Annotated in this window: 23 protein-coding genes and 1 pseudogene; 13 read left to right on the top strand and 11 right to left on the bottom strand. The window is 73.3% G+C overall.

Annotation, left to right across the window (positions count from 1 at the left end; translation table 11 throughout):
* Window positions 1–48 precede the first annotated feature (48 nt).
* Both AB0L25_RS01210 and AB0L25_RS01205 read left to right on the top strand, forming a co-directional pair.
* The gene (locus tag AB0L25_RS01210) at window positions 49–861 is read left to right on the top strand and encodes a TetR/AcrR family transcriptional regulator (RefSeq protein ID WP_500167358.1); all 813 of its coding nucleotides are present in this window, start codon (window positions 49–51) and stop codon (window positions 859–861) included.
* Window positions 842–3052 carry a glycoside hydrolase family 3 C-terminal domain-containing protein gene (locus AB0L25_RS01205; protein ID WP_500167356.1) on the top strand — a complete coding sequence of 737 codons (2211 nt, stop codon included), beginning with the start codon at window positions 842–844 and terminating at the stop codon, window positions 3050–3052. The genes AB0L25_RS01210 and AB0L25_RS01205 overlap by 20 nt, the downstream gene beginning before the upstream one ends.
* 58 nt (window positions 3053–3110) lie before the next feature.
* On the opposite strand, the gene AB0L25_RS01200 is transcribed toward AB0L25_RS01205, so the two are convergent.
* Window positions 3111–4271: a glycoside hydrolase family 1 protein gene (locus tag AB0L25_RS01200; RefSeq protein ID WP_500167354.1), complete on the bottom strand. Its 1161-nt coding sequence runs from the start codon at window positions 4269–4271 to the stop codon at window positions 3111–3113.
* A gap of 120 nt (window positions 4272–4391) precedes the next feature.
* Between AB0L25_RS01200 and AB0L25_RS01195 the strand changes: the two genes are divergently transcribed.
* Window positions 4392–5981, top strand: a complete 1590-nt coding sequence (locus AB0L25_RS01195) for an FAD-binding oxidoreductase (RefSeq protein WP_500167352.1) — start codon at window positions 4392–4394, stop codon at window positions 5979–5981.
* On the opposite strand, the gene AB0L25_RS01190 is transcribed toward AB0L25_RS01195, so the two are convergent.
* Window positions 5944–6258 (bottom strand): hypothetical protein, encoded by a 315-nt coding sequence (locus AB0L25_RS01190; protein WP_500167350.1) that lies wholly within the window; start codon window positions 6256–6258, stop codon window positions 5944–5946. The genes AB0L25_RS01195 and AB0L25_RS01190 overlap by 38 nt on opposite strands.
* Between AB0L25_RS01190 and AB0L25_RS01185 the strand changes: the two genes are divergently transcribed.
* Entirely contained in the window at window positions 6251–6421 is a 171-nt protein-coding gene (locus AB0L25_RS01185; RefSeq protein WP_500167348.1) for a hypothetical protein, read from the top strand. The genes AB0L25_RS01190 and AB0L25_RS01185 overlap by 8 nt on opposite strands.
* Window positions 6422–6499: 78 nt before the next feature.
* Here AB0L25_RS01185 and AB0L25_RS01180 read toward each other — a convergent pair whose 3' ends face one another.
* From AB0L25_RS01180 to AB0L25_RS01170, 3 genes and pseudogenes are all read right to left on the bottom strand, one after another.
* Window positions 6500–6976 (bottom strand): Rv0361 family membrane protein, encoded by a 477-nt coding sequence (locus AB0L25_RS01180; protein WP_500167347.1) that lies wholly within the window; start codon window positions 6974–6976, stop codon window positions 6500–6502.
* A 5-nt stretch (window positions 6977–6981) separates the two neighbouring features.
* Window positions 6982–7911: a hypothetical protein gene (locus AB0L25_RS01175; RefSeq protein WP_500167345.1), complete on the bottom strand. Its 930-nt coding sequence runs from the start codon at window positions 7909–7911 to the stop codon at window positions 6982–6984.
* 193 nt (window positions 7912–8104) lie between these two features.
* Window positions 8105–8284 (bottom strand): annotated as a pseudogene (locus AB0L25_RS01170) (SDR family oxidoreductase); the annotation flags it as partial.
* A 546-nt stretch (window positions 8285–8830) separates the two neighbouring features.
* Here AB0L25_RS01170 and AB0L25_RS01165 point away from each other — a divergent pair.
* From AB0L25_RS01165 to AB0L25_RS01145, 5 genes are read left to right on the top strand one after another with little or no spacing between them, the layout of a single operon-like run.
* Window positions 8831–10423, top strand: a complete 1593-nt coding sequence (locus tag AB0L25_RS01165; RefSeq protein ID WP_500167343.1) for an AMP-binding protein — start codon at window positions 8831–8833, stop codon at window positions 10421–10423.
* Window positions 10420–11649, top strand: coding sequence for an acyl-CoA dehydrogenase family protein (locus tag AB0L25_RS01160; RefSeq protein ID WP_500167341.1), 1230 nt, complete (start codon window positions 10420–10422; stop codon window positions 11647–11649). The genes AB0L25_RS01165 and AB0L25_RS01160 overlap by 4 nt, the downstream gene beginning before the upstream one ends.
* Window positions 11650–11689: 40 nt before the next feature.
* Window positions 11690–12454 carry an enoyl-CoA hydratase/isomerase family protein gene (locus AB0L25_RS01155; protein WP_500167339.1) on the top strand — a complete coding sequence of 255 codons (765 nt, stop codon included), beginning with the start codon at window positions 11690–11692 and terminating at the stop codon, window positions 12452–12454.
* 9 nt (window positions 12455–12463) lie between these two features.
* Window positions 12464–13402 (top strand): VOC family protein, encoded by a 939-nt coding sequence (locus AB0L25_RS01150; protein WP_500167337.1) that lies wholly within the window; start codon window positions 12464–12466, stop codon window positions 13400–13402.
* The gene (locus AB0L25_RS01145) at window positions 13393–14487 is read left to right on the top strand and encodes an acyl-CoA dehydrogenase family protein (protein ID WP_500167335.1); all 1095 of its coding nucleotides are present in this window, start codon (window positions 13393–13395) and stop codon (window positions 14485–14487) included. Before AB0L25_RS01150 ends, AB0L25_RS01145 begins: the two co-directional genes overlap by 10 nt.
* 47 nt (window positions 14488–14534) lie before the next feature.
* On the opposite strand, the gene AB0L25_RS01140 is transcribed toward AB0L25_RS01145, so the two are convergent.
* The gene (locus AB0L25_RS01140; RefSeq protein ID WP_500167333.1) at window positions 14535–15647 is read right to left on the bottom strand and encodes a helix-turn-helix domain-containing protein; all 1113 of its coding nucleotides are present in this window, start codon (window positions 15645–15647) and stop codon (window positions 14535–14537) included.
* A 121-nt stretch (window positions 15648–15768) separates the two neighbouring features.
* Here AB0L25_RS01140 and AB0L25_RS01135 point away from each other — a divergent pair, with 121 nt between their 5' ends.
* A complete protein-coding gene (locus AB0L25_RS01135; RefSeq protein ID WP_500167331.1) occupies window positions 15769–16995 on the top strand; it encodes a YncE family protein in 1227 nt (408 codons plus the stop codon).
* Here AB0L25_RS01135 and AB0L25_RS01130 read toward each other — a convergent pair whose 3' ends face one another.
* Window positions 16996–17346 (bottom strand): hypothetical protein, encoded by a 351-nt coding sequence (locus tag AB0L25_RS01130; RefSeq protein WP_500167329.1) that lies wholly within the window; start codon window positions 17344–17346, stop codon window positions 16996–16998.
* A 274-nt stretch (window positions 17347–17620) separates the two neighbouring features.
* On the opposite strand from AB0L25_RS01130, the gene AB0L25_RS01125 reads away from it, so the two are divergent.
* Window positions 17621–18235, top strand: coding sequence for a hypothetical protein (locus AB0L25_RS01125; protein ID WP_500167327.1), 615 nt, complete (start codon window positions 17621–17623; stop codon window positions 18233–18235).
* Complete coding sequence (locus tag AB0L25_RS01120; RefSeq protein ID WP_500167325.1) at window positions 18232–19080, top strand: hypothetical protein; 849 nt, start codon at window positions 18232–18234, stop codon at window positions 19078–19080. The genes AB0L25_RS01125 and AB0L25_RS01120 overlap by 4 nt, the downstream gene beginning before the upstream one ends.
* 4 nt (window positions 19081–19084) lie before the next feature.
* Here AB0L25_RS01120 and AB0L25_RS01115 read toward each other — a convergent pair whose 3' ends face one another.
* The 4 genes from AB0L25_RS01115 to AB0L25_RS01100 are packed head-to-tail and all read right to left on the bottom strand — an operon-like array spanning window position 19085 to window position 23673.
* On the bottom strand, window positions 19085–19996 hold the full coding sequence (locus AB0L25_RS01115; RefSeq protein ID WP_500167323.1) for an HpcH/HpaI aldolase/citrate lyase family protein: 912 nt from the start codon (window positions 19994–19996) through the stop codon (window positions 19085–19087).
* Entirely contained in the window at window positions 19996–21189 is a 1194-nt protein-coding gene (locus AB0L25_RS01110; protein WP_500167321.1) for a CaiB/BaiF CoA transferase family protein, read from the bottom strand. Before AB0L25_RS01110 ends, AB0L25_RS01115 begins: the two co-directional genes overlap by 1 nt.
* Before the next feature lies 1 nt (window position 21190).
* Window positions 21191–22702, bottom strand: coding sequence for an aldehyde dehydrogenase (locus AB0L25_RS01105; protein ID WP_500167319.1), 1512 nt, complete (start codon window positions 22700–22702; stop codon window positions 21191–21193).
* A gap of 11 nt (window positions 22703–22713) precedes the next feature.
* Window positions 22714–23673 carry a TIGR03621 family F420-dependent LLM class oxidoreductase gene (locus tag AB0L25_RS01100; protein ID WP_500167317.1) on the bottom strand — a complete coding sequence of 320 codons (960 nt, stop codon included), beginning with the start codon at window positions 23671–23673 and terminating at the stop codon, window positions 22714–22716.
* Between the two features lie 50 nt (window positions 23674–23723).
* Between AB0L25_RS01100 and AB0L25_RS01095 the strand changes: the two genes are divergently transcribed.
* On the top strand, window positions 23724–24578 hold the full coding sequence (locus tag AB0L25_RS01095) for an enoyl-CoA hydratase/isomerase family protein (RefSeq protein ID WP_500167315.1): 855 nt from the start codon (window positions 23724–23726) through the stop codon (window positions 24576–24578).
* Window positions 24579–24637: the final 59 nt, after the last annotated feature.

Here is a 24637-nt window from a genome sequence, read left to right as displayed (position 1 = left end):
CTGGAGGATGAACCCGCCCAGCCCGACATCCCAGGAAGGCCCGCACCCATGAGCGAACAGACCCCGCGCCGGGCGTCCGGCGGCCGCGCGACCGGCCATGCCTCCGGTCGCGCGACGGGCCGCGCGTCCGGCCGCGGGACGGGCCGCAAGGGGCCGACGAAGGGCGAGCGCACCCGCGCGACGATCCTCGACTCGGCCACCGAGCTGTTCTCCCGGTCCGGGTTCCACGCCGTCTCCCTGCGCGACATCGCCGCGCACGCCGGGCTCACCCACGCGGGCCTGCTGCACCACTTCCCCGGCAAGGAGGACGTGCTGATCAAGGTGCTCGGCCGCCGCGACCGCGCCGACGCCGCGCTGATGTTCGGGCCCGGCACCGACGAGCGCCCCGAGGCGCTGCTGGACGCGGTCGTCCGGATCGTCCACCGGAACATGCGGACGCCCGGCATGGTCGGCCTCTACGTCAAGATCTCCGGCGAGGCCGCCGACCCCGGGCACCCCGCGCACGACTACTTCGTCCAGCGCTACCGGCTGCTCCGCGAGCGGCTCACCAAGGCGTTCGCCGAGCTGTTCGCGCGGCCCGACCCGCCCCTGCACCACGACGCGGGCATCGTCGCCGGCCAGTTCCTCGCCCTCATGGACGGCCTGCAGACGCAGTGGCTCCTGGAACCCGAGGCCGTCGACATGCACGCGTCCGTCGTCGCGTTCCTCCGCCAGCTCGGGCTCACCCTCGAACTGTCCGCCGAGCCCGCGCCGCCGACGCCCGCGACGTCCGGCACGGCCCCGCCGCCCGCGACGTCCGACACCGGCTCCGCCGACCCGTCCCCGCCCGCAAAGGAACCGCATGACACAGACCGACCGTGACTCCGCGCGCCTCTCCCTGGAGGAGCGGGCGTCGCTCACCTCGGGCCGCGACACCTGGCACACCGAGGAGGTGCGGGACGTCCCCGCGATCACCCTCGCGGACGGCCCGCACGGCGTCCGCCGCCAGACCAAGGGGTCCGGCGACGCGCTCGGGCTGACCGACAGCGTCCCCGCGACGTGCTTCCCCCCGGCCGTCGCGCTCGGCTCCTCCTGGGACGCCGACCTGGCCCGGCGCGTCGGCGAGGCCCTCGCCCGCGAGGCGTCCGCGCTCGGCGCCGACGTCCTGCTCGGCCCCGGCGTCAACATCAAGCGGTCCCCGCTGTGCGGCCGCAACTTCGAGTACTTCTCCGAGGACCCGCACGTCAGCGGCGTCATGGGGGCGGCGCTCGTCGCCGGGATCCAGTCCCGCGGCATCGGCGCGTGCGTCAAGCACTTCGCGGTCAACAACCAGGAGACCGACCGGATGCGGATCAGCGCGGACGTCGACGAGCGGACGCTCCGCGAGATCTACCTGCCCGCGTTCGAGCACATCGTCCGCGAGGCCGCCCCGTACCTGGTGATGTGCTCCTACAACAAGATCAACGGCGTGTACGCGAGCGAGAACCCGTGGCTGCTCACCGAGGTCCTGCGCGAGCAGTGGGGCTTCGACGGCGTCGTCGTCTCCGACTGGGGCGCCGTCAACGACCGCGTCGCCGCGCTCGCCGCCGGTCTCGACCTGGAGATGCCGCCCACCCGCACCGACCACGAGATCGTCGACGCCGTCCGCGCGGGCCGCCTCGACGAGGACGCCGTCACCCGCGCCGCCGACCGCGTCATCGCGCTCGCCGACCGGGTGGGACGCGCCGAGCGGTTCGACGACTGGGACGTCGACGCGCACCACGAACTCGCCCGCGAGGCCGCGCGCGGCTCGATCGTCCTGCTGAAGAACGACGGCGTCCTCCCGCTGGCCGCCGGGCGGCGCGTCGCCGTCGTCGGCGAACTCGCCCGCACCCCCCGCTACCAGGGGCACGGCAGCTCCCACGTCGTCCCGACCCGCCTCGACAACGCGTGGGACGCCCTCCGCGCGGGCGCCGACGCGACGTTCGCCGCCGGCTACCGGCTGGACGGCGAGCCCGACGCGTCGCTCGCCGCCGAGGCCGTCGCCGCCGCCGCGTCCGCCGACGTCGCCGTCGTCTTCCTCGGCCTGCCCGACCAGGCCGAGTCCGAGGGCTTCGACCGCACGACCATCGACCTGCCCGCCGTCCAGACCGACCTGCTGCGCCGCGTCTCCGGCGTGTGCCCCGAGGTCGCCGTCGTCCTCGCCAACGGCGGCGTCGTGTCCGTCGCGGAGTGGCAGGACGCCGCCGGGGCCGTCCTGGAGGGCTGGCTGCCCGGCCAGGCGGGCGGCTCCGCCATCGCCGACCTGCTGCTCGGCGTGCACAGCCCGTCCGGCCGGCTCACCGAGACGATCCCGAACCGGCTCGCCGACGTCCCGTCCCACCTGCACTTCCCCGGCGCGGACGGCCACGTCGAGTACGGCGAGGGACGGTACGTGGGCTACCGCTACTACGACACCCTCGGCCGCGACGTCGCCTACCCGTTCGGGCACGGCCTGTCGTACACGCGGTTCGAGTACTCCGACATCGACGCCCGCGAGACCGGGACGAACGCGTGGACCGTCGAGGTCACGGTCGCGAACGCCGGCGACCGCGCGGCGCACGAGGTCGTCCAGCTGTACGTGGCCTTCGACGAGGAGCTCCCGACGCGGCCCCGGCACGAGCTGCGCGGCTTCACGAAGGTCCGGCTGGAGCCGGGGGAGAGCACCCGCGTCCGGTTCGACCTCACCGGCCGCGACATCGCGTGGTGGTCGCCGTCCCTCGGCGACTGGCGCGTCGACGTCGGCGCGTTCACGGTCGAGGTCGGCGCGTCGTCCCGCGACATCCGCCTCCGCGCCGAGCTGTCCGCCCCCGGGGACGGCCGCACCGCCGAACTCGGCCGCATGTCCACGCTCGGCGAGTGGCTCGACCACCCGGTCGGCTCGCGGGTGCTGAAGTCGCGGCTGCGCAAGGCCGACGGCCTCGCCTCGCAGGGGTCGCCCGCGCTGCTGGCGCTCGCCCGCGGGATCCCGCTGGCGAAGTTCAGCACGTTCGGCATCGGCCTGACCGGCGACGTCGTGGACGAACTCGTCGCCGCCGTCCGCGCGGAGTCGTGAGACCGGAGTCGTGAGACCGGGGGCCGGCCGCACCGCGCCGCGGCCGGCCCCCTTCCCGTCAGCCCAGGTCGCCGGTGCGGGCGACCTCGCCGAGCCACCGGGCGCTCGGCTTCACCGTGCGGGCGAACGTGTCCCGGTCGACCGCGACGAGCCCGAACGTCGGCGCGTACGTCCCCCACTCGTAGTTGTCGAGCAGCGACCAGTGCAGGTACCCGCGGACGTCCGCGCCGTCGGCCATCGCGTCCCGCAGGCCCGCGAGCGCGCCCCGCGTGTACTCGATCCGCTCGGCGTCGTCCCGGGTCGCGATGCCGTTCTCCGTCACGAGGATCGGCACCCCCGGGATCCGCGCCGCCGTGTGCCGCACCGCGCCGCCGAGCGCCGCCGGGTAGAACTCCCAGCCGGTGAGGGTGCGGCGCGCGCCGTCCGGCTCCGGCAGCGCCCCGTCCCGGCCGATCCGCACCCGCGTGTACGCCTGCACGCCGACGAAGTCGTCGTCCTTCGCCGCGTCGATGAACCGGTCCTCGCGCGACCAGGCCCATTCGTCCCGCTCGGCCTCCGCGCCGTCGACGGCCTCGAAGTTCTGGTTCGCGATCGTCCATCCCGACGCCAGCGGTGCGAGTTCCTCCCGCGCGGCGCGGTGCGCCTCCGTGAGCGCGTCGGCGACGGCCGGGTCGGGCGGGGGCATGGCCCCGGCGACGTTCTCGCTGCGCTTCTCGCGCTTCACCATGTTCGCCATCATCGCGAGCATGTTCGGCTCGTTGATCGTGCACACCCACGGGACGCCGTCCAGGATCGGTCGCACCCCCCGCACGTACCGGCGGAACCGGTCGACCGCGCCGCCGTCCGTCCAGCCGCCCGCCTTCGCGAACCACAGCGGGCTCGTGAAGTGGTGCAGGGTCACGACCGGCGTCAGCCCCCGCTCCAGGCACCCCTCGATGACGCGCCGGTAGTGCGCCAGCGCGGCCCGCGACACGTGCCCCTCGACGGGCTCGATCCGCGCCCACTCGATGCCGAACCGGTAGGCGTTGAGCCCCGCGTCGCGCACGATGTCGAGGTCCTCGGGCCACCGGTGGTAGGAGTCGCACGCGTCGCCGCTCCGCTCCGGCAGGAAGCCGTCCGGCCGGTTCTCCAGCGCCCAGAAGTCGCTCGCGACGTTGTTGCCCTCGGTCTGGTGGGCGCCCGTCGCCGCACCCCACAGGAACCCGTCCGGAAAGCCCACGTTCGTCCTCCTCGATCGCCGTTCGACACGCAAAACCTACCAGCTGGTTAGTTTTGTGGTCTTGATCCGCCGGCCGCGCCACGGCAGCGTGTTCCGGACGCGGCACGAGGAGGACGGGCGATGGCGGAACGGTCGTGGTGGGGCTGGGGGAACGTCGCCGACGCGGTGACCGGCGCGGAGGCGCGGGTCCTCGCTGAACGGGTGGCGGCGCTCCTGCCGGACGCCGACCTGACCGAGCACCGCCCGCCCGCGATCGCCGACCTCGGCGTCCCCCGCCCGAGGGTGCGCGCGCCGCGCGCGCTGGAGCACCTCGCGTCCGGCGACCCGGCGGACCGGGCGGCGCACAGCCACGGGCAGGCGTTCCGCGACGTCGTCCGGTGCCTGCTCGGCCGCCTCGACCGCTTCGTCGACCTGGTGGTGCGCCCCCGCACCGAGCAGGACGTCGTGGACGTCCTCGACTGGGCCACCGGCGCCGGCATCGCGGTCATCCCGTTCGGCGGCGGGACCTCCGTCGTCGGCGGCGTCGAACCCCGCGACCTGGACGACCACCCGGGCGTCGTCTCCCTCGACCTCACCGGCCTCGGCCGCGTGCTCGAAGTCGACCGCACGAGCCGCGCGGCGCGCGTCCAGGCCGGGATCCTGGGCCCCGCGCTGGAACGGGAACTGCGCCCGGCCGGCCTCACGCTGCGGCACTTCCCGCAGTCGTTCGAGTTCTCGACGCTCGGCGGCTGGCTGGCGACCCGCGCGGGCGGCCACTTCGCGACCGTCTACACCCACATCGACGACCTGGTGGAGTCGATGCGGGTCGTCACCCCGGCCGGGACCGGCGAGTCGCTGCGGCTGCCCGGCTCGGGCGCGGGCCCCTCGCCCGACCGCATGTTCCTCGGCTCGGAGGGCGCCCTCGGCGTCATCACCGAGGCGTGGCTGCGGCTGCGCGAGCGCCCCCGGTGGCGGACCGGCGCGGCCGTCGAGTTCGACGACCACGCCGCGGCCGTCGCCGCCACCCGCGCCATCGCCCAGTCCGGGCTGTTCCCGGCGAACTGCCGGCTGCTCGACCCCGCCGAGGCGTTCGTCAACGCGGGCTCGTCCGCGCCCGGCGGCGTCCTCGTCCTCGCGTTCGAGTCGGCCGACCACCCGGTCGACGCGCCGATGGAGCGGGCGGCGGAGATCTGCCGCGACCACGGCCGCATCCCGGACGGCGTCACGCGCGGGGCGAGCACCGGGACGGCGGAGACGTGGCGCTCGGCGTTCCTGCGGATGCCGTACCAGCGGGACGCGCTGGCCGCCCGCTCGATGATCGTGGAGACGTTCGAGACGGCGTGCACCTGGGACCGCTTCGACGCCCTCCGCGACGCCGTCCGCGACGCCGCCGAACGGGCCCTCGCGTCCGTCGGCGCGACCGGCGTCGTCACCTGCAGGTTCACGCACGTCTACCCGGACGGCCCGGCCCCGTACTTCGGCGTCTACGCGTCCGGCGCCTGGGGACGGACGGTCGAGCAGTGGGACGAGATCAAGGCGGCCGTCTCGGACGCCATCGCGGCCCACGGCGGCACGATCACCCACCACCACGCGGTCGGCCGCGACCACCGCCCCTGGTACGACCGGCAGCGCCCCGAGCCGTTCGCCCTCGCGCTCCGCGCGGCCAAGGCCGCCCTCGACCCCGCGGGCGTCCTCAACCCCGGCGTCCTGATCGACCCGCCGCCCCGCTGACCCGGGACGTCCGGGCGGCGAGTTCGGCGAGGCCGGGGGCGGCGGAGGGGGCGCGCAGCGCGATCTCCGCGCCGTCGCGGGCGGTGAGCCCGAGGCCGCGCAGCCCCGCCGGTCCGTCGACGAACCGCAGCGGGAGCGCCGCGAACGTCTCGGCGCCGATGTGCTCCTCGACCTCCGCCGGGTCGCCGCCGAGCCTGATGGTCGGGGACCTCGGCCGGCAGGGCGTCCTGCTGCGCCGCGGGGACGAGCGCGACCGGCGCCGCACGATCGTGAGCATCGCCGACGAGCACCGTCCCGCGATCGAGTCCTGGCTCGGCGCCGGCGCCGCCGCCTGGCGCACCGCGTTCGAGCCGATGTCGCCGGACGAGCGGGACCTCGTCGTCGACGCCCTGCTCACCTACGAGCGGGAGACGATGGCGGCGACCCGGCAGCCCGACTGACTTCCCGGCGCGCGAACGCCGCGGGACGGGACGACCGGCGGCCGTCCCGTCCCGCGGCGCCGTGCGAGCGGGCGGCGCCTACCCGGGCCAGCGGTCGCGCTCGGGGTCGCACATCTTCCAGGTGCCGCCCTCCTTGCGCAGGTAGAGCGTGGCGGGCTCCTGCTCCGGGCGGGTCAGGCGCACCTCGGCCAGGTCGCCGGCGATCCGGATGCCGGACGTCTCGACCGGGCGCTCCGCGCTCTCGTCCCCGCCGCGCTCGTCCTCGGGGACGCCGGACTCGACGAGGCTCCGCGCCTCCTCGGCGCACAGCAGATCCAGCGTGGTGACCATGTCCTCCCGGTCGACCGCGTGCGCGAACTCCTCGACCGTGGCGTGGATCCGCGCCTCGTCCCGGTGCGTCCAGCGGTAGACCCCGTAGCCGGCGCCGGAGACGACCGCGAGCACGGAGACCGCCGCGACGGCCACGATCACCCGGAAGCGCGATCCCCGGCCCTTCGCCTGCCTGGGCGGGAACGGAGGCGGCGGCTGGTTCGGGCTGTAGGGCAGGTTCTGCATCCGGTTCACTTCCCCTGGCTCTTGAGCAGGTCTTGGATGAGTTCCTTGAGGTCCTCTTCCGCTTCCTGGCGGATCCTGGCCTGTTCCTGCCGCCATGCCGTGGTGGTGCCGCCGGTCAGAGCCGCGCTTCCCGAGCCCTTCGACCCGTTCGACTTCTTGGAGAGCCACTGGGCGTTCACCGGCGAGTGGGCGACGACGTACATGTTGTGCGGGGTGAGCTCCAGGAAGCCGGGCAGGGCGACGAGCCGGCGCAGCGGAACGATGTGGTCCATCGCCACCCCGGTGACCCGCAGGTTCCGCGAAGCGGGGTAGGCGTTGTCGGGCGAACCGATTTTGGGCGCCTGGACGCCCCGGAGGTAGGTGGTCGGCGGGAAGTCGGGCCGGTTGTCGTCGATCACCTTGTAGAGGCTGTGGACCGACGGCGGGAGCTTGGGCGGGCGCATGTCCACCCGCTTGGTCATGCCCTTCTTGTCGTTGCCGTGCCGGTCCTTCCCGTACCGGGGGAACTCGTACGTCTTGGCGTTCCACCGCTGGACGGCGTTCTTCTCTTCCGTGGAGACGTTCTTGAGGGTTCGTTCGATCTTCTGGACGACGTTCGCCGAGGGCGTCATGAACTGCGTGCGCGGATGCTTCGCCTGCGCCCGGTCGAGCGCCCGCTCGCAGGCCATGAGCCGGGATATGGCGCGGTTCTGCTCGGTCCGCAGGGTCGCCGCCTCGGCGTTGTAGGAGGCGACGTACGAGGCGCTGGTGCTCACGTTCGGTCGGGCGTTGTGGGCCCGGATGCGGGCCTGCACCGCTTTCAGTTCGGCGGCGGGACCGGGGCACAGCCTTTCGTAGTCGGGGGCGGCCGCCGCCGGGGAGGGCGCGGCGACCGCCAGGAGCGCGGCAAGGGGAGCGGTGGTCAGGAGCGCGGCAACGCGGCGCGGCGTTCGCATCACGACTCCTCGTCCGTCAGGGGAGACCATGCTCATATAGACGCTGATGTCTTTCTAAAAGTTCGGCCCCCCTGACACCCGGGATCGCCGAGACGGCGATCCCGCGCTCGTCCACGGTGAGGAGGTCGTGGCCCTCCGACCCGCCGGCGGCCACCACCTGGGCGGTGTGGAAACGCCAGCCTCGCGCGAACCGCTATGCGTTGCGCAGGGCGTCCGAGATCGGCTTCGCGCCGCCGTGGGCCGTGTAGCCGCCGTCCACGGGGATCTCGGCGCCGCTGATGTAGGACGCCTCGTCGGAGATCAGGAACACGACGAGCGGCGCGACCTCGTCCACCGTGCCCGGGCGCCCGAGCGGCGTCTGCGCGTCGTTCGCCGCCCGGAACGCCGCCGGAACCCGACCCCGTCACCCGCGTGCCCGTCGGGCGGGGCGGTGAGGTCGGTGGCGATGACGGTGGCGCCCTCGCGGGCGAGTGCGGCGGCCGCGGCGGCGCCCTGCCCGCGCGCGGCCCCGGTCGCGACGACGATCTTGCCTGCGACGCGCGGCACGGCGCTCCCTCCCGTGATCGGTCCGCCCACCTTCGCGCATCGAGCGGCGATCCGAAAAATGGATCTCGTGGATGGCCGCCATTCGTCGGAGTGATGGCGATCGATGGGACGGGCCGATTTGGGCGCGGAATTCGCGCACATTTCGGCTTCGCCGAAATTCGGGTACCCGGAAGCGGCCGTGGCCACACTGTCACCTGACGTCCCAAGCGACCATTTTGTTCCGTTTTGGACACTATTGCCGTATATGGCGTTGTATGTTCCGATATTTAGCGCACTGTCCAGATCCTGGATGATCTCGATTCGACCGCCGGCCACCCACCCCCGCAGCACCCCCGTCACCACGCATGCCCCCCGAGCGACAGCGGAGGCCCGGATGCGCAAGGAGACGCTGGAGAGCTTCGTCCTCGGCGATGTTCTCCGGTCGCAGGCGCAGATTCACCGCAGGCAGACCTTTCTCAGATTCCGGGACGGCGACATCAGCTACGGCGAGGTCGACGCGTCCGCCGACCGGATGGCGCGGGCGCTGTCCGGCGCCGGCGTCGGGCGCGGCGACCACGTGGCGCTGATGCTCCCGAACTGTCCCGACTTCGTGCCCCTCGTGTTCGCGCTGGCCCGGCTCGGCGCGGTCGCCGTGCCGGTCAACATCGGCTACCGGGGCGAGCTGCTCCGGCACGTGCTGACCAGCTCCGACTCCCGCTGGCTGATCATCGACGGCCCGTACGCCGAGCGGCTCCCCGAGCTGGCCGAGCGGCTCCCGAAGCTGGAGGGGGTGCTCGTCCGGGACGCGGCCGGGGCCGGGATCCTCCTCGACCGGCTCGGCAAACCGGCCCGCGAGCTGGGGAGCCTGCCGGACGACGGGGACGGCCCGGTGCGCGTCCCGGTCGGGTTCGGCGACCTGCAGGCGATCATGTACACGTCGGGCACCACGGGCCCGTCGAAGGGCGCGATGGTGCCGCACGCGCTCGCGCTGACCTGCGCGTACGACTCGCTCGACTTCCTCGACCGGTGGGGCAAGACGATCTACTGCCCGCTGCCCCTGTTCCACGCGGCGGCGCTGTGGGACGGGATGCTGTCGGCGCTCCTCGGCGGCGGGTCGATCGCGATCGTGGAGAAGTTCAGCGCGTCCCGGTTCTGGGACGACGTGCGCCGCTTCGACGCGCAGGTGTGCATGAGCGTGTTCTCGATGATCCCGATCCTGCTGAACCGTCCGCCGTCGCCGCGCGACCGCGACCACCGGCTCGAGACGTTCTACATGGGCAAGTCGAACCTGGACGAGCCGCTGCGCGAGCGGTTCGGCGTCCGGTCGGTCGAGACGTACACGAGCACCGAGGCGGGCATCGCGACGGGCAGCCCGTACGGGGAGTGGCGGACGGGCTCGTGCGGCACGGCGCACGACGAGCGGTTCCACGTCGCGGTCGTCGACGAGCAGGACCGGGAGGTCGGGCCGGGCGAACCGGGCGAACTGGTGCTGCGGCCGAAGCAGCCGTTCGTCCTCACGACCGGGTACTACGGCGCCTGGGAGGCGACCACCCGTTGTTTCCGGAATATGTGGTTTCACACCGGAGATCGGGTATGGCGTGACGAGGACGGCTATTTCTTCTTCCTCGACCGGATGAAGGACGCCATCCGCCGGCGCGGCGAGAACATCTCGGCCTTCGACCTGGAGTGCGAGATCAACGATCATCCGGCGGTGCTGGAGTGCGCCGCGATCGGCGTGCCCTCCGAGCTGGAGGACGAGGACATCAAGGTGTCGGTCGTGGTGCAGCCGGACCTCGGCCTCGACCCGGCCGAACTGATCGCGTACTGCGAGGAGCGGCTGCCGCGCGCGATGGTCCCCCGCTACGTCGAGTTCGTCGACGCCCTGCCGCGCACCCCGACCGACAAGGTCGCCAAGTACCGGCTGCGCGCCCAGGGCGAGGGCGGCATCACCCCCACGACGTGGGACCGGGAGGCGGACGGCCGGTGAACTGGGACGACACACCGCAGCAGGCCGCGTTCCGCGAAGAGGTGCGGGCGTTCGTCAGGGAGAACTTCCCCGCCGCGTACAGGCCCGCGTGGCACGAGGAGCAGAGCCTCGAACCCGAGGACGTCGCAGGCTACAACTGGCCCGTCGACCGTGTATCGGACGATCCGGTAAGGCGGGACGGCGCGCGCGCGTGGGCGCACGCGCTCGCACAACGCGGATGGATCGCACCGCACTGGCCGTCCGAATTCGGGGGTGCGGGCCTGTCTCCCATGGAGGAGTTCATCCTGCACGAGGAGATGATGCGCGCGCGCGTCCCGACCGTGAACGGCATCGGCGCCTTCCTTCTCGGACCCACGCTCCTCGTGCACGGGACGGACGAGCAGAAGGCCGCGCACCTCCCGCCCATCGCGCGCGGCGAGGCGACGTGGGCCCAGGGGTTCTCCGAGCCCGGCTCCGGCTCGGACCTCGCGTCCCTGCGCACCCGCGCGGTGCGCGACGGCGACGTGTACGTGGTGGACGGGCAGAAGGTGTGGACGTCGCTCGGCCAGTACGCCGACTGGCTGTTCGTCCTCGTCCGCACCGACCCCGACGCCGAGCCCCGCCACCGCGGCATCACGTTCCTGCTCGTCGAGGCGGACGCGCCGGGCGTCACGATCCGCCCCATCACCGACCTGCGGGGCGCCGCGCCGTTCTGCGAGATCTTCTTCGACGGCGTCCGGGTGCCGGTCGCGAACCGCGTCGGCGAGGAGAACCGCGGCTGGTACGTCGCGATGACCGCGCTCGGCTTCGAGCGGGCCGGGATCGGCGCGACGATCAAGTACGAGCAGGCGCTCGCCGAGCTCGTCGCGTACCTGCGCTCGCGGGACGGCGCCCGGTTCGCCCGCGCGGACGCGGACCTGCGGCGGGAGATCGCCCGCCGCCACACCGAGATCCGGGTGCTGTACAACCTGGCGCGCCACACCGTGTCGCGCCAGGCCGCGGGTGAAGAACCGGGGTACGAGGCGTCCGTCAACCAGCTCTTCGGTGCGGAACTCCACCAGCGCCTTGCGCGCACCGGCGCGCGCGCGTTCGGACGGTACGCCGACCTTTGGGAACGCGACGACGCACCCATGAACGCCTACTGGACCCACATGGTCCGCGACTCGGTCGCGTCCACCTTCCTCGGCGGGACCACCGAGATCCAGCGGAACGTCATCGCCACCCGGGGCCTGAACCTGCCCCGCTGACCCCCACGAGCCGATCCCTACCAGGAGGAGCGAGAAGCGCATGCCCGACACCGGATACGGCGACTACGAGACCATCGACCTGAGGCTCGACGAACGGGTGGCCTGGCTGACCCTGAACCGTCCCGACAAGCTCAACGCGCTCACCCCCACGACGATGCACGAGCTGCGGGACGTCTTCACCCGCGTCGACGACGACGAGGACGTGTGCGTCGTCGTCCTGCGCGGCGCCGGGGAGCGCGCGTTCTGCGCCGGGATGGACCTGGCCTGGTCCGAGAAGCTCACCCCGCGCGAGCGCGTCGAGCAGGGACGCCTCGGCGAGAAGACGTTCGCGATGATGGAGCGCACGTCCGTCCCGGTCGTCGCGGCCGTGCACGGCTACGCGGTCGGCGGCGGCCTCGAACTGGCGCTCGCCGCCGACTTCATCGTCGCGTCCGACGACGCCAAGATGGGCCTGGTCGAGATCACCCTGTCGGCGCGGCCCCCGTACCGGCCGAAGATGACCGAGGACGGCGACCCCGACCAGCCCGAGTACGGCGGCTCGGCGCCCGGCTGGGGCGGCGTCAAGCGGCTCCCGGAACGGATCGGCAAGGCCCGCGCGAAGGAGCTGCTGTTCACCGGCGCGCGCATCGACGCAGAGCGCGCGCTGCGGCTCGGGCTCGTCAACGACGTGTACCCGGCCGCGGAGTTCGACGAGCGGGTCGGCGAGCTGGCGCGGCGCATCGCGGCGATGAACCGCTACAACCTGCGCCTCGTCAAGGAACTCGTCACCAGCGGTTACGACTGGATCGAACCCCACCCGAGCTAGGAGGCACCCGTGCAGATCTACCGGATCGACCACGTCGCGCAGGTGACCACCGACCTCGACGCCCAAGTCGAGCTCCTTGAAGGGCTCTTCGGTTTCCGGCGCGCGCGCACATGGGACAACCCCGCCGAGGGCGCGCGCGGCGCCCGCCTGGAGATCCCCGGCAGCCACGGCCAGGCGTGGGAGGTCGTGGAGCCCGCCGGGGACGGCTCCGCCCTGCAGGCGTTCCTCGACGACCACGGCGGCCGCCCCGGCCTGCACCACGTCGGCGCCGAGGTGCCCGACCTCGAGGCGGCCCGCGCCGAACTCGAGGTGCGCGGCATCAAGCCGACCGCGGGCGAGCGGGGCCGCTGGCTCGAGGCGTCCCTCAGCCCGCCCGAGCGCGGCCCCGGCGTGCTGTGGCGCCTCCGCGGCCCCGGCGGCCTCGCCATGTGCGGCGACACCCCGGACGCCGCGACCGGCCCGTGGGACGCACCGGACGGCCCGTCCCTCGGCATCGTCGCGCTCGACCACGTCTGCCAGGCGTTCCCCGACCGCGACGAGCTCGCCCGCTGGTACCGCGACCTCGCCGGGTTCGTCCAGGTCTGGCGCACCGCCGACGACGAGCACCCCGACATGGCCGACCTCGTCCTCAACATCCCCGGCTCGGCGATCTGCTGGGAGGTGATCATGCCGCGCGGCGAGGACTCGTTCATCGAGCGGTTCTGGGACCGCAACGGCGCCGCCGCGCACCACGTCACGTTCGAGGTCGCCGACTGGGACCGCGCCATGGACGCCTGCCGCCGCCACGACACGCCCACGTTCGGCGAGAACGAGGGCGCCACCGACGGCGCCGCGTGGCGGGACGCGTTCATCCACCCGAAGCACACCGGCGGCGTCCTCGTCCAGCTGTTCTGGGAGGAACGGCCGGGCGTGTGGGTCCGCTCCGACAAGATCCCGCCATGGACCTGACCCGCACCGAGGACCAGGAGCTCATCGCCGCGACCGCCCGCGGGCTCCTGGCCTCCCGCGGCGCGGCCGCCGGGGCGCGGGCGATGGACGGCGACCCGGCGGGGCACTCGGCGGACCTGTGGAAGGAGATGGCCGGGCTCGGCTGGACCGGCCTGCCGTTCCCCGAGGACGCCGGCGGCGCGGGCGGCGACTTCCTCGACGCCTGCCTGCTGTTCGAGGAGCTCGGGTACGCGCTCGTCCCGAGCCCGCTCGCCGCGTCCGTCGCCGCGTGCGGCATGCCGATCGCCCGGTTCGGCACCCCGGCGCAACGCGAACGCTGGCTCGGCGCGATCGCCGCCGGGCGCGTCGCGACCGCCGCGCCCCTCCCGTGGGACCGGCCCGGCGAGGGACCGGCCGCACGCCGCGACGGGCCCGGGTACGTCCTCGACGGCGTCGCGACGTTCGTCCCGTTCGCCGCGTCCGCCGAGAACGTCCTCGTCGTGGCGCGGCTGGACGGCGAACCCCGCGCGTTCTGGGTGGACGCGTCGTCCGTGACCCCGCATCCGGCGGGGACGCTCGGCCTCGACCGCCCGTGCCACCTCGACCTCGCGGGCGTCCGCGTCGCACCGGACGACGTCCTCGGCGCCGACCGGGCCGCCGCGGACGCGATCTCGCTGTTCGGCACCGCGGCGACCTGCGCGGAGATGGTCGGCGCCGCGCAACGGGTGCTCGACATGACGGTCGCGTACGCGGCGGAGCGGCACCAGTTCGGCCGCCCCATCGGGACGTTCCAGGCGGTGCAGCATCACTGCGCCGACATGGCCATCGACGTCCTCGGCTCCCGCTTCATCGCCTACGAGGCGATCTGGCGGCTCTCGTCCGGCCGCGAGGCGTGGCAGGAAGTCTCGACGGCCAAGGCGTGGGTGAGCGAGGCGTACGAACGGGTGTGCGCGCTCGGCCACCAGGTGCACGGCGCGATCGGCTTCACCCGTGAACACGACCTGCACCTGTTCTCCCGGCACGCCATGTCCACCGCCCTATCCCACGGCGACGCCACCCTGCACCTGGACCGCCTCGCCACCACCCTCAACATCCCCCACCCCTGACCCCCGAGGGCCCCGGCCACCCGGCCGGGGCCCCGCCGGGGCGAGCGTCAACCGGCCTCGGTCGTCCGTTCCAGCCACGTGTGCAGGGCCCACCACCAGCGGAGCGTGTCGAGCACCGTGCCCTCCGCGCCCGGCGACGCGCCGACGACCTCCTCCAGCCGGCCCAGCCGGTACCGGACGGTGTTCGGATGGACGTGCAGCGCCGCGGCCGTCCGGTCCAGCCGGCGCTCGTGGTCGAGGTACGCCAGCGCGGTCGCCGCGAGCTCGCGGTGGAACGGATCGTCCGGGTTCAGCGGGCCCAGCAGCGTCCGGTTCAGCAGCCTCGCCAGCGCGGGCTGCGCCGCCAGCGCCGTCACCCCCGCCAGATCCGTCAGCTCCCGCAGCCCGCGCAGGCCCCGCGCCTCCGCCGCCCCCAGCGCGGCCCCGCACAGCGCGTACAGTTCGTCCACCTCGCCGAGCCGCGCCGGCGGCGCGCACACCACGAGCACGTCGTCGTCCAGGCCGTCCGGCAACCGGGGCGTCAGGCCCGACAGACGGCCGTCCACCAGCCCGAACACGCCGCCGCACACCGCGAGCCGCCGCTCCACCGCCCGCACCTGCACCGGGTCGGCGACGTTCGACGTCAGGCACCGGTACAGCCCGTCCGGCCGCAGCCCCGCGTGCAGGACGTCCTCGTCCGCCGGGGCCTCCCCGTGCAGCAGCCGCCGCAGCACCTGGAACCGGACGTCCCGCGCCGTCCGCGCCAGCTCCAGTTCGGCCGTCCGGTACCCGTTCACCACCGCCCGCTCCAGCGCCCCCACCCGCGGTTCGAGCTCCAGCAGCGCCGTCAGCATCACCTGCTCCGGCACGCCCGCCGCCCGCCCCCGCACCACCGCGATCTGCGCCGCGCGGCTCCGTCCCGCCTGCACGCCGTGCAGCAGCGCCGTGATCGGCACCCCCTGCGCCGCCCGGTCCGCGCCCAGCCGCGCCGCCGCCGCCAGGTCGCCCTCCCGCGCCAGCACCACCGGCAGCACCAGCGCGACGTGCCGCCGCGTCTCCTCCTCCGGCAGCCGCGCCACCGGCGGCGACTGGCTCCGCGCCGCCCGGACGACCTCGTCGATCACGCCCGCGTCCGTCGCCATCCCGCGCAGCACCGAAGCGAAGTCCTCGTGCACGATCACCGCCGGGGTTGTGGGCCGGTTCCAATCAACATGCACCGTCTTGTCCGCCGCCCCCTACCGGGACCGTGCGGGCGCTTGCTTTCCTATCGGCTACCGAAAAGTAACACCGCGAGGAGCGGCCATGAAGCCCCGGACGATCAGCTGCGGCCTCGCCGCCGCGGCCCTCACCGCCACACTCACCGCCGCCCCCGCCCACGCGGCGGACCTCCGCGAGGTGATGTTCGTCGGCAACAACTGGGACGGCACCGCGCACGTCATCGAGGCGCGCGGCGACTTCGAGGCCATCGGCCGCATCAACGTCATCCCCGACAAGGAGGAACGCCTCCGGGAGATCTACAGCGACCCCGTCAAGCTGATCTTCTTCCTGGGCGTCCGCATCACCGTCGGCGAGGGCCACGACCAGTACGTCGACGACATGTACTCCACCCCCGACGGCCGCTCCATGGTCGTGTCCCGCCCCAGCTTCGCCGACGTCGTCTCCATCGACCTCGAGACCGGCGCCGTCAACTGGCGCTTCCCCGTCTCCGGCCACCGCGCCGACCACATGGCCGTCTCGCCCGACGGCAACTCGGTCGCCGTGTCCGCCTCGACGTCCAACACCGTGCACGCCCTCGACATCGAGACCGGCGAGCAGATCGGCTCGTTCGCCACGGGCGACAAGCCGCACGAGAACGTCTACACGCAGAACGGCCGGTACCTCTGGAACATGTCGATCGGCGAGGTCAACAACGACCTCGACGCGCCGTGGCTCGACTTCGCCAAGGGCGACCGCCGCATCACCATCGCCGACACCACCACCTTCGAGGTCGTCCGCACCATCGACATGCGCGACCGCCTCGACGCCTTCGGCCGCGACGACCTCTCCGACGCCGTCCGCCCCGTCGCGTTCACCCCCGACGAGTCGAAGCTGTACTTCCAGGTGTCGTTCTTCAACGGCTTCCTCGAGTACGACGTCGAGTCCGACACGATCACCCGCGTCAAGGAACTCCCGAAGAACCCCGAGACCAGCGACGACCGCACCACGTTCGTCAACGACTCCCGCCACCACGGCATGTCGATGAGCCCCGACGGCTCGAAGCTCTGCATCGCCGGCACGATGGACGACTACGCCACGATCGTCGACCGCGCCACCCTGCAGGAAGGCCCCCTCGTCACCGCGTCCAAGCCCTACTGGGCGACCGTCAGCGGCGACGGCAAGTCGTGCGTCATCTCCGAGAGCGGCACCGACCAGGTCACCGCGATCAGCTTCGCCACCGGCCGCAAGATCGCGTCCGTCCCCGTCGGCGACCACCCCCAGCGCGTCCGCCTCGCCCACATCCCCGCCGACTGGACGCCCCCGACCGGCTGATCACCGCCCCGCGACCATCCCGGACGCCCGCACGGCGAGCCACCTGGCCAGCCACAACCACCACGGACGCGACAGCCCGAGCACGATCGCGTCCCGGATCCCCCGCCGCGCCGCGTCCCCCGCCGCCCACCCGCGCACGAGCACGATCATCGCCTCGGGCGCGGGCCGGGCGGCGGCGACGAACATCCGCACGATGCCGTCGCGCAGTTCCGGCCGCCCGGCGGCCGCGTCCAGCCAGAACGCCGCGGACTCCAGATCGCGGTCACGCGCAGGCGCATCTCGCGGGTCTCGCCGGACGGCGTGCGGACGTGCGTGAACGTCGTCCCGTTCGTGACCTCGCCGGTCAGGCACCGGACGACGCAGCCGTCGTCGCGCGGTTCGACCACCTGGACGGTCGCGCCGGTCACCGCTTGCGCGGGACGGCGCCGTGGTCGCCGACGAGGAGGGGATCGTCCGCGAGGTCGGGGCGGCGGTCGGCGGTGGAGACGAGGCCTGCTCGGCGGCACCGCGTCCGTAACCGGTCGCGGGGGATGGGGAAATTCGATACCGCCGCGCGATTAATGAGGTCATACTTCCCCTGAATGTGGAACGGGGGAGAAAAATGGATCTTGCCCGTGGACGACTTGTGGCTCCGACGATCTTTCTCGCGCTGGCCTGCGGGTGTGGCAGTGGCGTGATCAGCGGCGGAAACCCGGAGGAACCGGGCGCGAAGGCGTCCGAGAAAGGCGGCGGCGGCAATCCGGGCGGCGGTGGCGGCGGCGGGGAGGACACCGATTACGGGCCTCTCGAATTGCCCGTGGGAAACACCGGCGTGAACGCGGCGCCGGGCAAGGTGTACGAGGCCCTGCAGACGGGGAATTGCGGGCAGGCGCGGGTGGAGCTCGCGGCGGCGCCGAATGCCGCGTCGCCGCCCGACCCGGAGACGATGCGGTTGCTCCGGGTCGGGATCGCGCTGTGCGAGCGCAGGGGCGGGGACGCCAAGAGGGCGTTCGCGGGGTTGAGCAAACCGCTGGAACCCCAGTTCATGTGCTTCCTCTACCGGGCGGCCGCGGGCCTCATCGAGCGGCGGCCGGTGTCGGCGTTCGGGGATTGCCCGGCGGATCGCAGTCCCGGTGTGACGTCACCGGACGTGGAGATCCCCTCGCCGGAGCCGTCGCCGCCCGAGCCGCCGCCGACCCAGGTGCCCACCGACCCGACCGAGCTTCCGACGGAGGTCCCCTCCACGGAGGTCACTGGATGACGACCCCCGACGAACCCGCGGGGGAGGCGCCCCAGTCCGGGGTGTTGCGGTGGGTCACGGCCATCCTGGCCAACGCGACCGTCATCACGGCCATGCTGGTCTACTTCGGCTGGCAGCGCAGCGACGTGATGGCGAAGCGCCTGGGGATCAACGAGAGCATCCTCGGGATGTCGACCAGGGACTACGTGCTCCGGAGCGTCGGGCAGGTCCTGGTGCTCCTGCTGGTCATCGCGCTCGGCGGGTTCGTGTGGATCGCCCTCGACGGGTGGCTGACCCGCGCGCTGGAGAACCCCGGGCGCCTCACCGCCGTCGTCCTGCGCCTGCTCGGACTGGCGTGGATCGTGCTTCCCGCAATCGTCTTCGGGCTGGGGTTCGTCCCGGCCCTGAAGGCGTTCACCTACGTCGCGTTCCCGTTCAGCATCGGCGCGGGCGTCCTGCTGGCCTACTACCGGGCGCACGTGGAGGGGACGCCGCCCGCCCGGGACGCGCTGCTCCGCGGGTTCGTGGCGCTCGGCGTCGCGTTCGCCCTGTTCTGGGGGACGTCCCATTACGCGATCGTGCTCGGCAACGACCTCGCGGACAGGGTGAACCCCCGCGACCTCACCAAGGTGACCGTCTACAGTCCGCAGCGGCTGCACCTCGGCGCCCCCGGGGTGACCGAGTCTCCCTTGCCGGACGACAAGAGCGCCTATCGCTTCAAGTACACGGGGCTTCGCCTGCTCGATCACACGGGCGGGCACTACTTCCTCATCTCCGACACCTGGACGCGCGGCGAGGGCACCGTCATCGTGCTCGCGGCGAAGGACTCCAAGGCGCCCGTCCGGCTGGAGTTCTCGCACGCCTGAGCGGTCATTCGGGCGGATGCGGGCCCGCGAGGGCCGCCTTGCGGAGGGTGTTGGCGGCGAGGCGCATGTGGGCGGCGTCGACGAGACGGCCGTCGCGGCCGATGGCGCCCGTGCCGGAGCCGGACGCGCTCTCGTAGATCTCGATCGCCTCCCGCGCCTCCGCGATCTCCTCGGGGGTGGGGGAGAAGACGTCGTTGGCGATGGGCACCTGGCACGGGTGGATGGCCCACTTGCCGTCGAAGCCGAGGAGCGCGGCGTGCCCGGCGGCGCGGCGGTAGCCGTCCGGGTCGCGGTACGCCGGGTACGGGGCGTCGATCGCGTCGATCCCGGCGGTGCGGGCCGCGGTCAGGACCTGGACGCGCGCGTGGTGCCAGAAGTCGCCCGGGTAGTCGCCGAGCGGGTCGAAGTTGCCGTCGACGCGGGCGTGCAGGGACGCGGAGAGGTCGCCCGCGCCGAAGATGACGGCCTCCAGGCGGGACGAGGCGCGGGCGATCTCGGTCGCGTTCGCGAGGCCCTCGGCCTCCTCGATGAGGACTTCGAGCCCGATGCGCTTCGACAGCCCGAGCTTCTCCTCCAGCTGGGTGAGCAGGACGTCCACCCACCAGACGTCCCGGGCCGTGCGGGCCTTCGGGACGATCAGGACGTCGAGGGCGTCGCGGGCGCCGGTGACGATCTCGATGACGTCGTCGTGGCACCAGCGGGTGTCGAGGCCGTTCACGCGGACGGCGCGGGCGGTGCGTCCCCAGTCGAGGCCGGTGAGGGCCGCGACGGCGGTCGCCCGCGCGGCCTCCTTCGCGGCGGGGGCGCACGCGTCCTCCAGGTCGAGGAAGACGAGGTCGGCGCCGGACGCGGCGGCCTTCGCGCACATGTGCGCGTCGTTCGCGGGCGTCGCGAGCTCGGAGCGTCTCGGCCGCATCAGATGATCCCTTCCGATTCGAGGGCGTCGATCTCGCCGGGGGCGAGGCCGAGCAGCTCTCCGTACACGTGGCGGTTGTCGGCGCCGAGCGGACGGCCGAGGTGCTCGACGCGTCCCGGCGTGTCGCTCAACCGGACGACCGGGGCCTGCACGGTGACGCGGCCGAGGTCGGGGTCGTCGACGGGGAGGAACGTCCCGCGGGCCCGCAGGTGCTCGTCGGCGAGCAGGCGGGGCGCGTCGTAGACGGGCGCGGCGGTGACCTCGGCCTTCTCGAACACCGCCATGGCCTCGTCGAGGGTGCGGTCCGCGACCCACGCGGCGACGAGCCCGTCCACTTCGGCGGCGCGTTCCTGGCGGCGGACGGGGTCGACGTAGTCCGGGTGCTCGGCGAGGTCGGGACGGTCGATGGCGCGGAACACGCGCACCGCGATGCTCGGCGACGCGCTGGAGATCGCGAGCCATGCGCCGTCGGACGTCCGGTACGCGTTGCGGGGGGCGCTCGCGTCGAGCCGGTTGCCGGCGCGCCGCTTGACGACGCCGAGCTGGTCGTAGGCGAGGGTCGAGGTCTCCAGGAGCCGGGTCAGGGGCTCGATCAGGCTGACGTCGACGAGCTGGCCGGGGGCGTCGTGGACGTCCCGGTGGTACAGCGCCATCATCACCGCGTACGTGGCGGCGAGGCCCGCGACGCCGTCGGCGAGCATGAACGGCGGGAGCGTCGGGGGGCCGTCGGCCTGCCCGGTGAGGTGCGCGAACCCGCTCATCGCCTCGGCGAGCGTGCCGTAGCCCGGACGGTCGCTCTTGGGGCCGCCGCGCCCGTAGCCGCTGATGTGCGCGTACACGATGTGCGGGTGCGCGGCGTGCACGGACTCGTAGTCGACGCCCCAGCGGGCCAGGGCGCTCGGCCGGTTGCCGACGACGAGAACGTCCGCGACGGCGAGGAGCCGGTGCAGGAGCTCCTGGCCTTCGGGTCTCCGCAGGTCGAGGGTCGCGCACTTCTTGTTCCGGCCGATGCTTTTCCAGAGGAGGCCGATGCCGTCGCGGCGCTCGCCCCAGGTGCGCATCGGGTCGCCGGTGCGCGGCTGCTCGATCTTGACGACCTCGGCGCCGAACTCGCCGAGGGCGGTGGCGACCGTGGGGCCGGCGGCGAGCGTGGCCGCCTCGACGACCCGCACGCCGGTCAGCGGGCCGGGCACCTCAGCCCTCCGCCGCGAGGGAGATCGCCTTGGACTCCAGGTAGCCGTCGAGGCCCTCGGGGCCGAGCTCGCGCCCGACGCCGCTGGCCTTCATGCCGCCGAACGGCGCCGCGGGGTCCATGCTGTACGGCTGGTTGACCCCGAACGATCCGGTGCGGACGCCCCGCGCGACGCGCAGGCCCCGGTCGGCGTCGGCCGTCCAGACCGAGCCGGACAGCCCGTACTCGGAGTCGTTCGCGATCGCGACGGCGTCGTCGTCGCCGTCGTGGGCGATGACGGACAGGACGGGCCCGAAGATCTCCTCGCGCGCGATCCGCATGGCGTTGTCGACGTCGGCGAACAGCGTCGGGCGGACGTACCAGCCGCGGTCGAGCCCGTCCGGCATGCCGTCGCCGCCGACGACGACCCGCGCGCCCTCGCTCCGGCCCGCCGCGATGTACCCGAGGACGCGTTCCTGCTGGCGGCGCGCGACGAGCGGCCCGATCTCGGTGGCCGGGTCGGACGGGTCGCCGACGCGGAGGGACGCGACCATGTCCGCGAGGGCGTCGACGTGCTCGGCGTACCGGCCGCGGGGGACGAGCACGCGGGTCTGCGCGACGCACGCCTGCCCGCTGTTCATCAGCCCGGCGACCTTGATCCCCGCGGCGACGGCGGCGGGGTCGGCGTCGTCCAGGACGATCGCGGCGGACTTCCCGCCGAGTTCGAGGCTCGCGCGCTTCAGCGCGGCGCCGCACGCCCGCGCGACGTCCCGTCCGGCGGCGGTGGACCCGGTGAACGACACCTTGTCGACGCCGTGGTGCGCCACCAGGTGCCGCCCGACGTCCGGCCCGGCGGGCAGGATGCTCACGACGCCCGGCGGCAGGCCGGCCTCCGCGACGAGCTCGGCGAGCAGCAGCGCGTCCAGCGGGGTCTCCGGGGACGGCTTGACGACGATCGTGCACCCGGCGACGAGGGCCGGTGCGAGCTTCCCGACCAGCAGGAACTGCGGCATGTTCCACGGGACGATCCCCGCGACGACGCCGACCGGCTCCTTGCGGACGAGCACGTCCGCGCCGAACATCCCGGGCCGGGCCCGCTCCCACGCGACCGTCCCGGCGATGTCGGCGAACGCTTTCAGCAGCACCATCGGCAGCGTGGCCTGCGAGAACTTCGAGAACGTGATCGGCGCGCCCATCTCCGCCGTGATGAGCCGCGCCATGTCCCCGCGCCGCCCCTTGTACAGCGCGGCGAGGCGGCGGACGGCCGCGGCGCGCTCGGCCGGGTCGAGCCGCGGCCACGGGCCGTCGTCGAACGCGGCGCGGGCGGCCGCGACGGCGCGGTCGGCGTCCGCCGGGGCGGCGCCCGCCACGGACGCGATGACCTCCCCGGTGTGCGGGGAGACGACGTCGATGGCGCCGTCCGTGCTCGGGTCGGCCCACTCCCCGCCGATGAAAAGCCGTTTCCGCTCGACCCCGACCTGCTCGATCCCGAACTGCTCGATCCCGACCTGCTCGACCGCACTCTGTTCGCCCATGTCTCCCTCTCCTATGTCCCCGCGAGGCGGGCGACGACGGGCGCGAACCGCTCCATCTCCCGCTGCTGGACGCTGATGTAGTTCGCGCCGAACGCAGCGCGGCGCTCGGTGAGCCGGTCGGCGACCTCGTCGAGCGAGCCGACCAGGACGTTCGGGTGCTCGGGGAGGCCGTCCGGCGGCACCCCCATGAGGCCGGCGACCCGCTTGACGGCCGCGTCCGGGTCGTCGGTGATCGCGGTGAAGAACGGCGACGCCTCGATCTCGAGGTCCGCGAGCCGCGCGCCCGCCGCCTCCCGGACGAGGCCGAACCGGTGCGCGGCCTCCTGCGGCGGCGTCCGTCCGGCCTCGTTGACGGCGTCGAACGGCACGTTGTTGATGCTGACGATGTCGGCCTCGCGGGCCGCCAGGGACAGGACGCGCCGCCGCGCGCCGCCGATCATGATCGGCGGCCGGGGACGCTGCACCGGGACGGGCAGCCCCGCGTACTTGGTCGCGGTGGCGTGCGCGCCGCGCAGGTCGAGCTGCTCGCCGCTCCAGTGCGCCTTGACGAGCGCGACGACCTCTTCGAGCTTGTCGACGCGGCGTCCGGGCGGCGCGAACTCCAGGCCCATCGCCGCGTACTCCAGGGGGCTCCAGCCGGCGCCGATGCCGAACTCGAGGCGTCCGTCCGACAGCAGGTCGAGGGTCGCGGCCTCCTTCGCGAGGACGGCCGGGACGTGGTAGTCGGCGCAGAACACGCGGCAGCCGACGCGCAGCGTCGAGGTCACGGCGGCGGCGGTCGCCATCGCGGCGATCGGCGCGAGGTGCTGCGGCGGGAGCCGCGACTCGCGGGCCGCCCGCCCCGGCCCCAGGTAGTGGTCGGACACGAACAGCGTCGCGTACCCGAGGTCCTCGGCCGCGCGGGCGAGGTCGCGCCACTCCGCCCCCGAGGTCGCCTTCGTCGCCTGGACGGCGAAGCGAAAAGGATGCATATTTGGCACCGTACATCAGAAGTCTGTCGCACAACAGAGAGGGCGGCGCGATGGTGAAGCGCGCGCGGTACGCGGAGTACAAGGACAGCTACCCGAACTACCGGTTCGAGCTGAGCGACGACGGCATCCTGCTCATGCAGTGCCACACGAACGGCGGCAGCCTCGTGTGGGACTGGAAGTCGCACGACGACATGGCGGACGCGTTCGCCGACGTCGCCGGCGACCGGGAGATCAAGCTGCTCATCCACACCGGGACCGGCGAGAACTACAACGCCGACTGGGGGCTGCTGCCGAACGGCGAGCTGCCCGACCCGCCGATCTACGACGCGATGCCCGGGATCAGGGGACTGCACAAGCTGGACGAGAAGGCCTGGTACAACCGCAACCTGCAGTGGAACGTCCTCGACGTCGACGTGCCGATGATCAGCGTCGTCAACGGCCCGTGCAACATCCACTCCGAGGTGCCGCTGATGGGCGACATCGTCCTGGCCTCGGAGGACGCCTACTTCCAGGACGTCTCGCACTTCCCGCGCGGCCAGGTGCCGGGCGACGGGCAGCACGTCATCTGGAACCACGTCGTCGGCCCGAACCGGGCGCGCTACCTGCTGCTGACCGGCAAGAAGCTGTCCGCGCGGGAGGCGCTGGAGTGGGGCGCGGTCAACGAGGTCCTGCCGAAGGACCGGGTGCTCGACCGGGCGTGGGAGCTCGCCCGCGAGCTCGTCAAGCGGCCGCCGCTCGTCCTGCGGTACACGCGGCAGCTGTTCACCCAGAACCTCAAGCGCGCCTACCTGGACGAACTGGGCCACGGGCTCGCGCGCGAGACGTACGCCCAGCAGGAGTTCTTCCCGTTCGGCGGCGGCATGGCGCCCCTTGACCGCGCGTGGGACGACGAGCCGTGGACGTGACGGCGGACCCCCGTCGCGGCCCCCGCGGCACACAAAAGGAGACAGAAGTATGTTCTCAA

It is taken from the genome of Spirillospora sp. NPDC052242, assembly GCF_040679555.1.
Taxonomy (GTDB): domain Bacteria; phylum Actinomycetota; class Actinomycetes; order Streptosporangiales; family Streptosporangiaceae; genus Spirillospora.
This window is presented reverse-complemented; position numbering and strand designations above follow the sequence as displayed.

Excerpts from the sequence above, each read along its gene's own strand:
- AB0L25_RS01210 (WP_500167358.1), top strand. The coding sequence starts at position 49 with ATGAGCGAACAGACCCCGCGCCGGGCGTCCGGCGGCCGCGCGACCGGC.
- AB0L25_RS01205 (WP_500167356.1), top strand. The coding sequence starts at position 842 with ATGACACAGACCGACCGTGACTCCGCGCGCCTCTCCCTGGAGGAGCGG.
- AB0L25_RS01195 (WP_500167352.1), top strand. The coding sequence starts at position 4,392 with ATGGCGGAACGGTCGTGGTGGGGCTGGGGGAACGTCGCCGACGCGGTG.
- AB0L25_RS01190 (WP_500167350.1), bottom strand. The coding sequence starts at position 6,258 with ATGCTCACGATCGTGCGGCGCCGGTCGCGCTCGTCCCCGCGGCGCAGC.
- AB0L25_RS01180 (WP_500167347.1), bottom strand. The coding sequence starts at position 6,976 with ATGCAGAACCTGCCCTACAGCCCGAACCAGCCGCCGCCTCCGTTCCCG.
- AB0L25_RS01175 (WP_500167345.1), bottom strand. The coding sequence starts at position 7,911 with ATGCGAACGCCGCGCCGCGTTGCCGCGCTCCTGACCACCGCTCCCCTT.
- AB0L25_RS01165 (WP_500167343.1), top strand. The coding sequence starts at position 8,831 with ATGCGCAAGGAGACGCTGGAGAGCTTCGTCCTCGGCGATGTTCTCCGG.
- AB0L25_RS01155 (WP_500167339.1), top strand. The coding sequence starts at position 11,690 with ATGCCCGACACCGGATACGGCGACTACGAGACCATCGACCTGAGGCTC.
- AB0L25_RS01145 (WP_500167335.1), top strand. The coding sequence starts at position 13,393 with ATGGACCTGACCCGCACCGAGGACCAGGAGCTCATCGCCGCGACCGCC.
- AB0L25_RS01135 (WP_500167331.1), top strand. The coding sequence starts at position 15,769 with ATGAAGCCCCGGACGATCAGCTGCGGCCTCGCCGCCGCGGCCCTCACC.
- AB0L25_RS01120 (WP_500167325.1), top strand. The coding sequence starts at position 18,232 with ATGACGACCCCCGACGAACCCGCGGGGGAGGCGCCCCAGTCCGGGGTG.
- AB0L25_RS01115 (WP_500167323.1), bottom strand. The coding sequence starts at position 19,996 with ATGCGGCCGAGACGCTCCGAGCTCGCGACGCCCGCGAACGACGCGCAC.
- AB0L25_RS01105 (WP_500167319.1), bottom strand. The coding sequence starts at position 22,702 with ATGGGCGAACAGAGTGCGGTCGAGCAGGTCGGGATCGAGCAGTTCGGG.
- AB0L25_RS01100 (WP_500167317.1), bottom strand. The coding sequence starts at position 23,673 with ATGCATCCTTTTCGCTTCGCCGTCCAGGCGACGAAGGCGACCTCGGGG.
- AB0L25_RS01095 (WP_500167315.1), top strand. The coding sequence starts at position 23,724 with ATGGTGAAGCGCGCGCGGTACGCGGAGTACAAGGACAGCTACCCGAAC.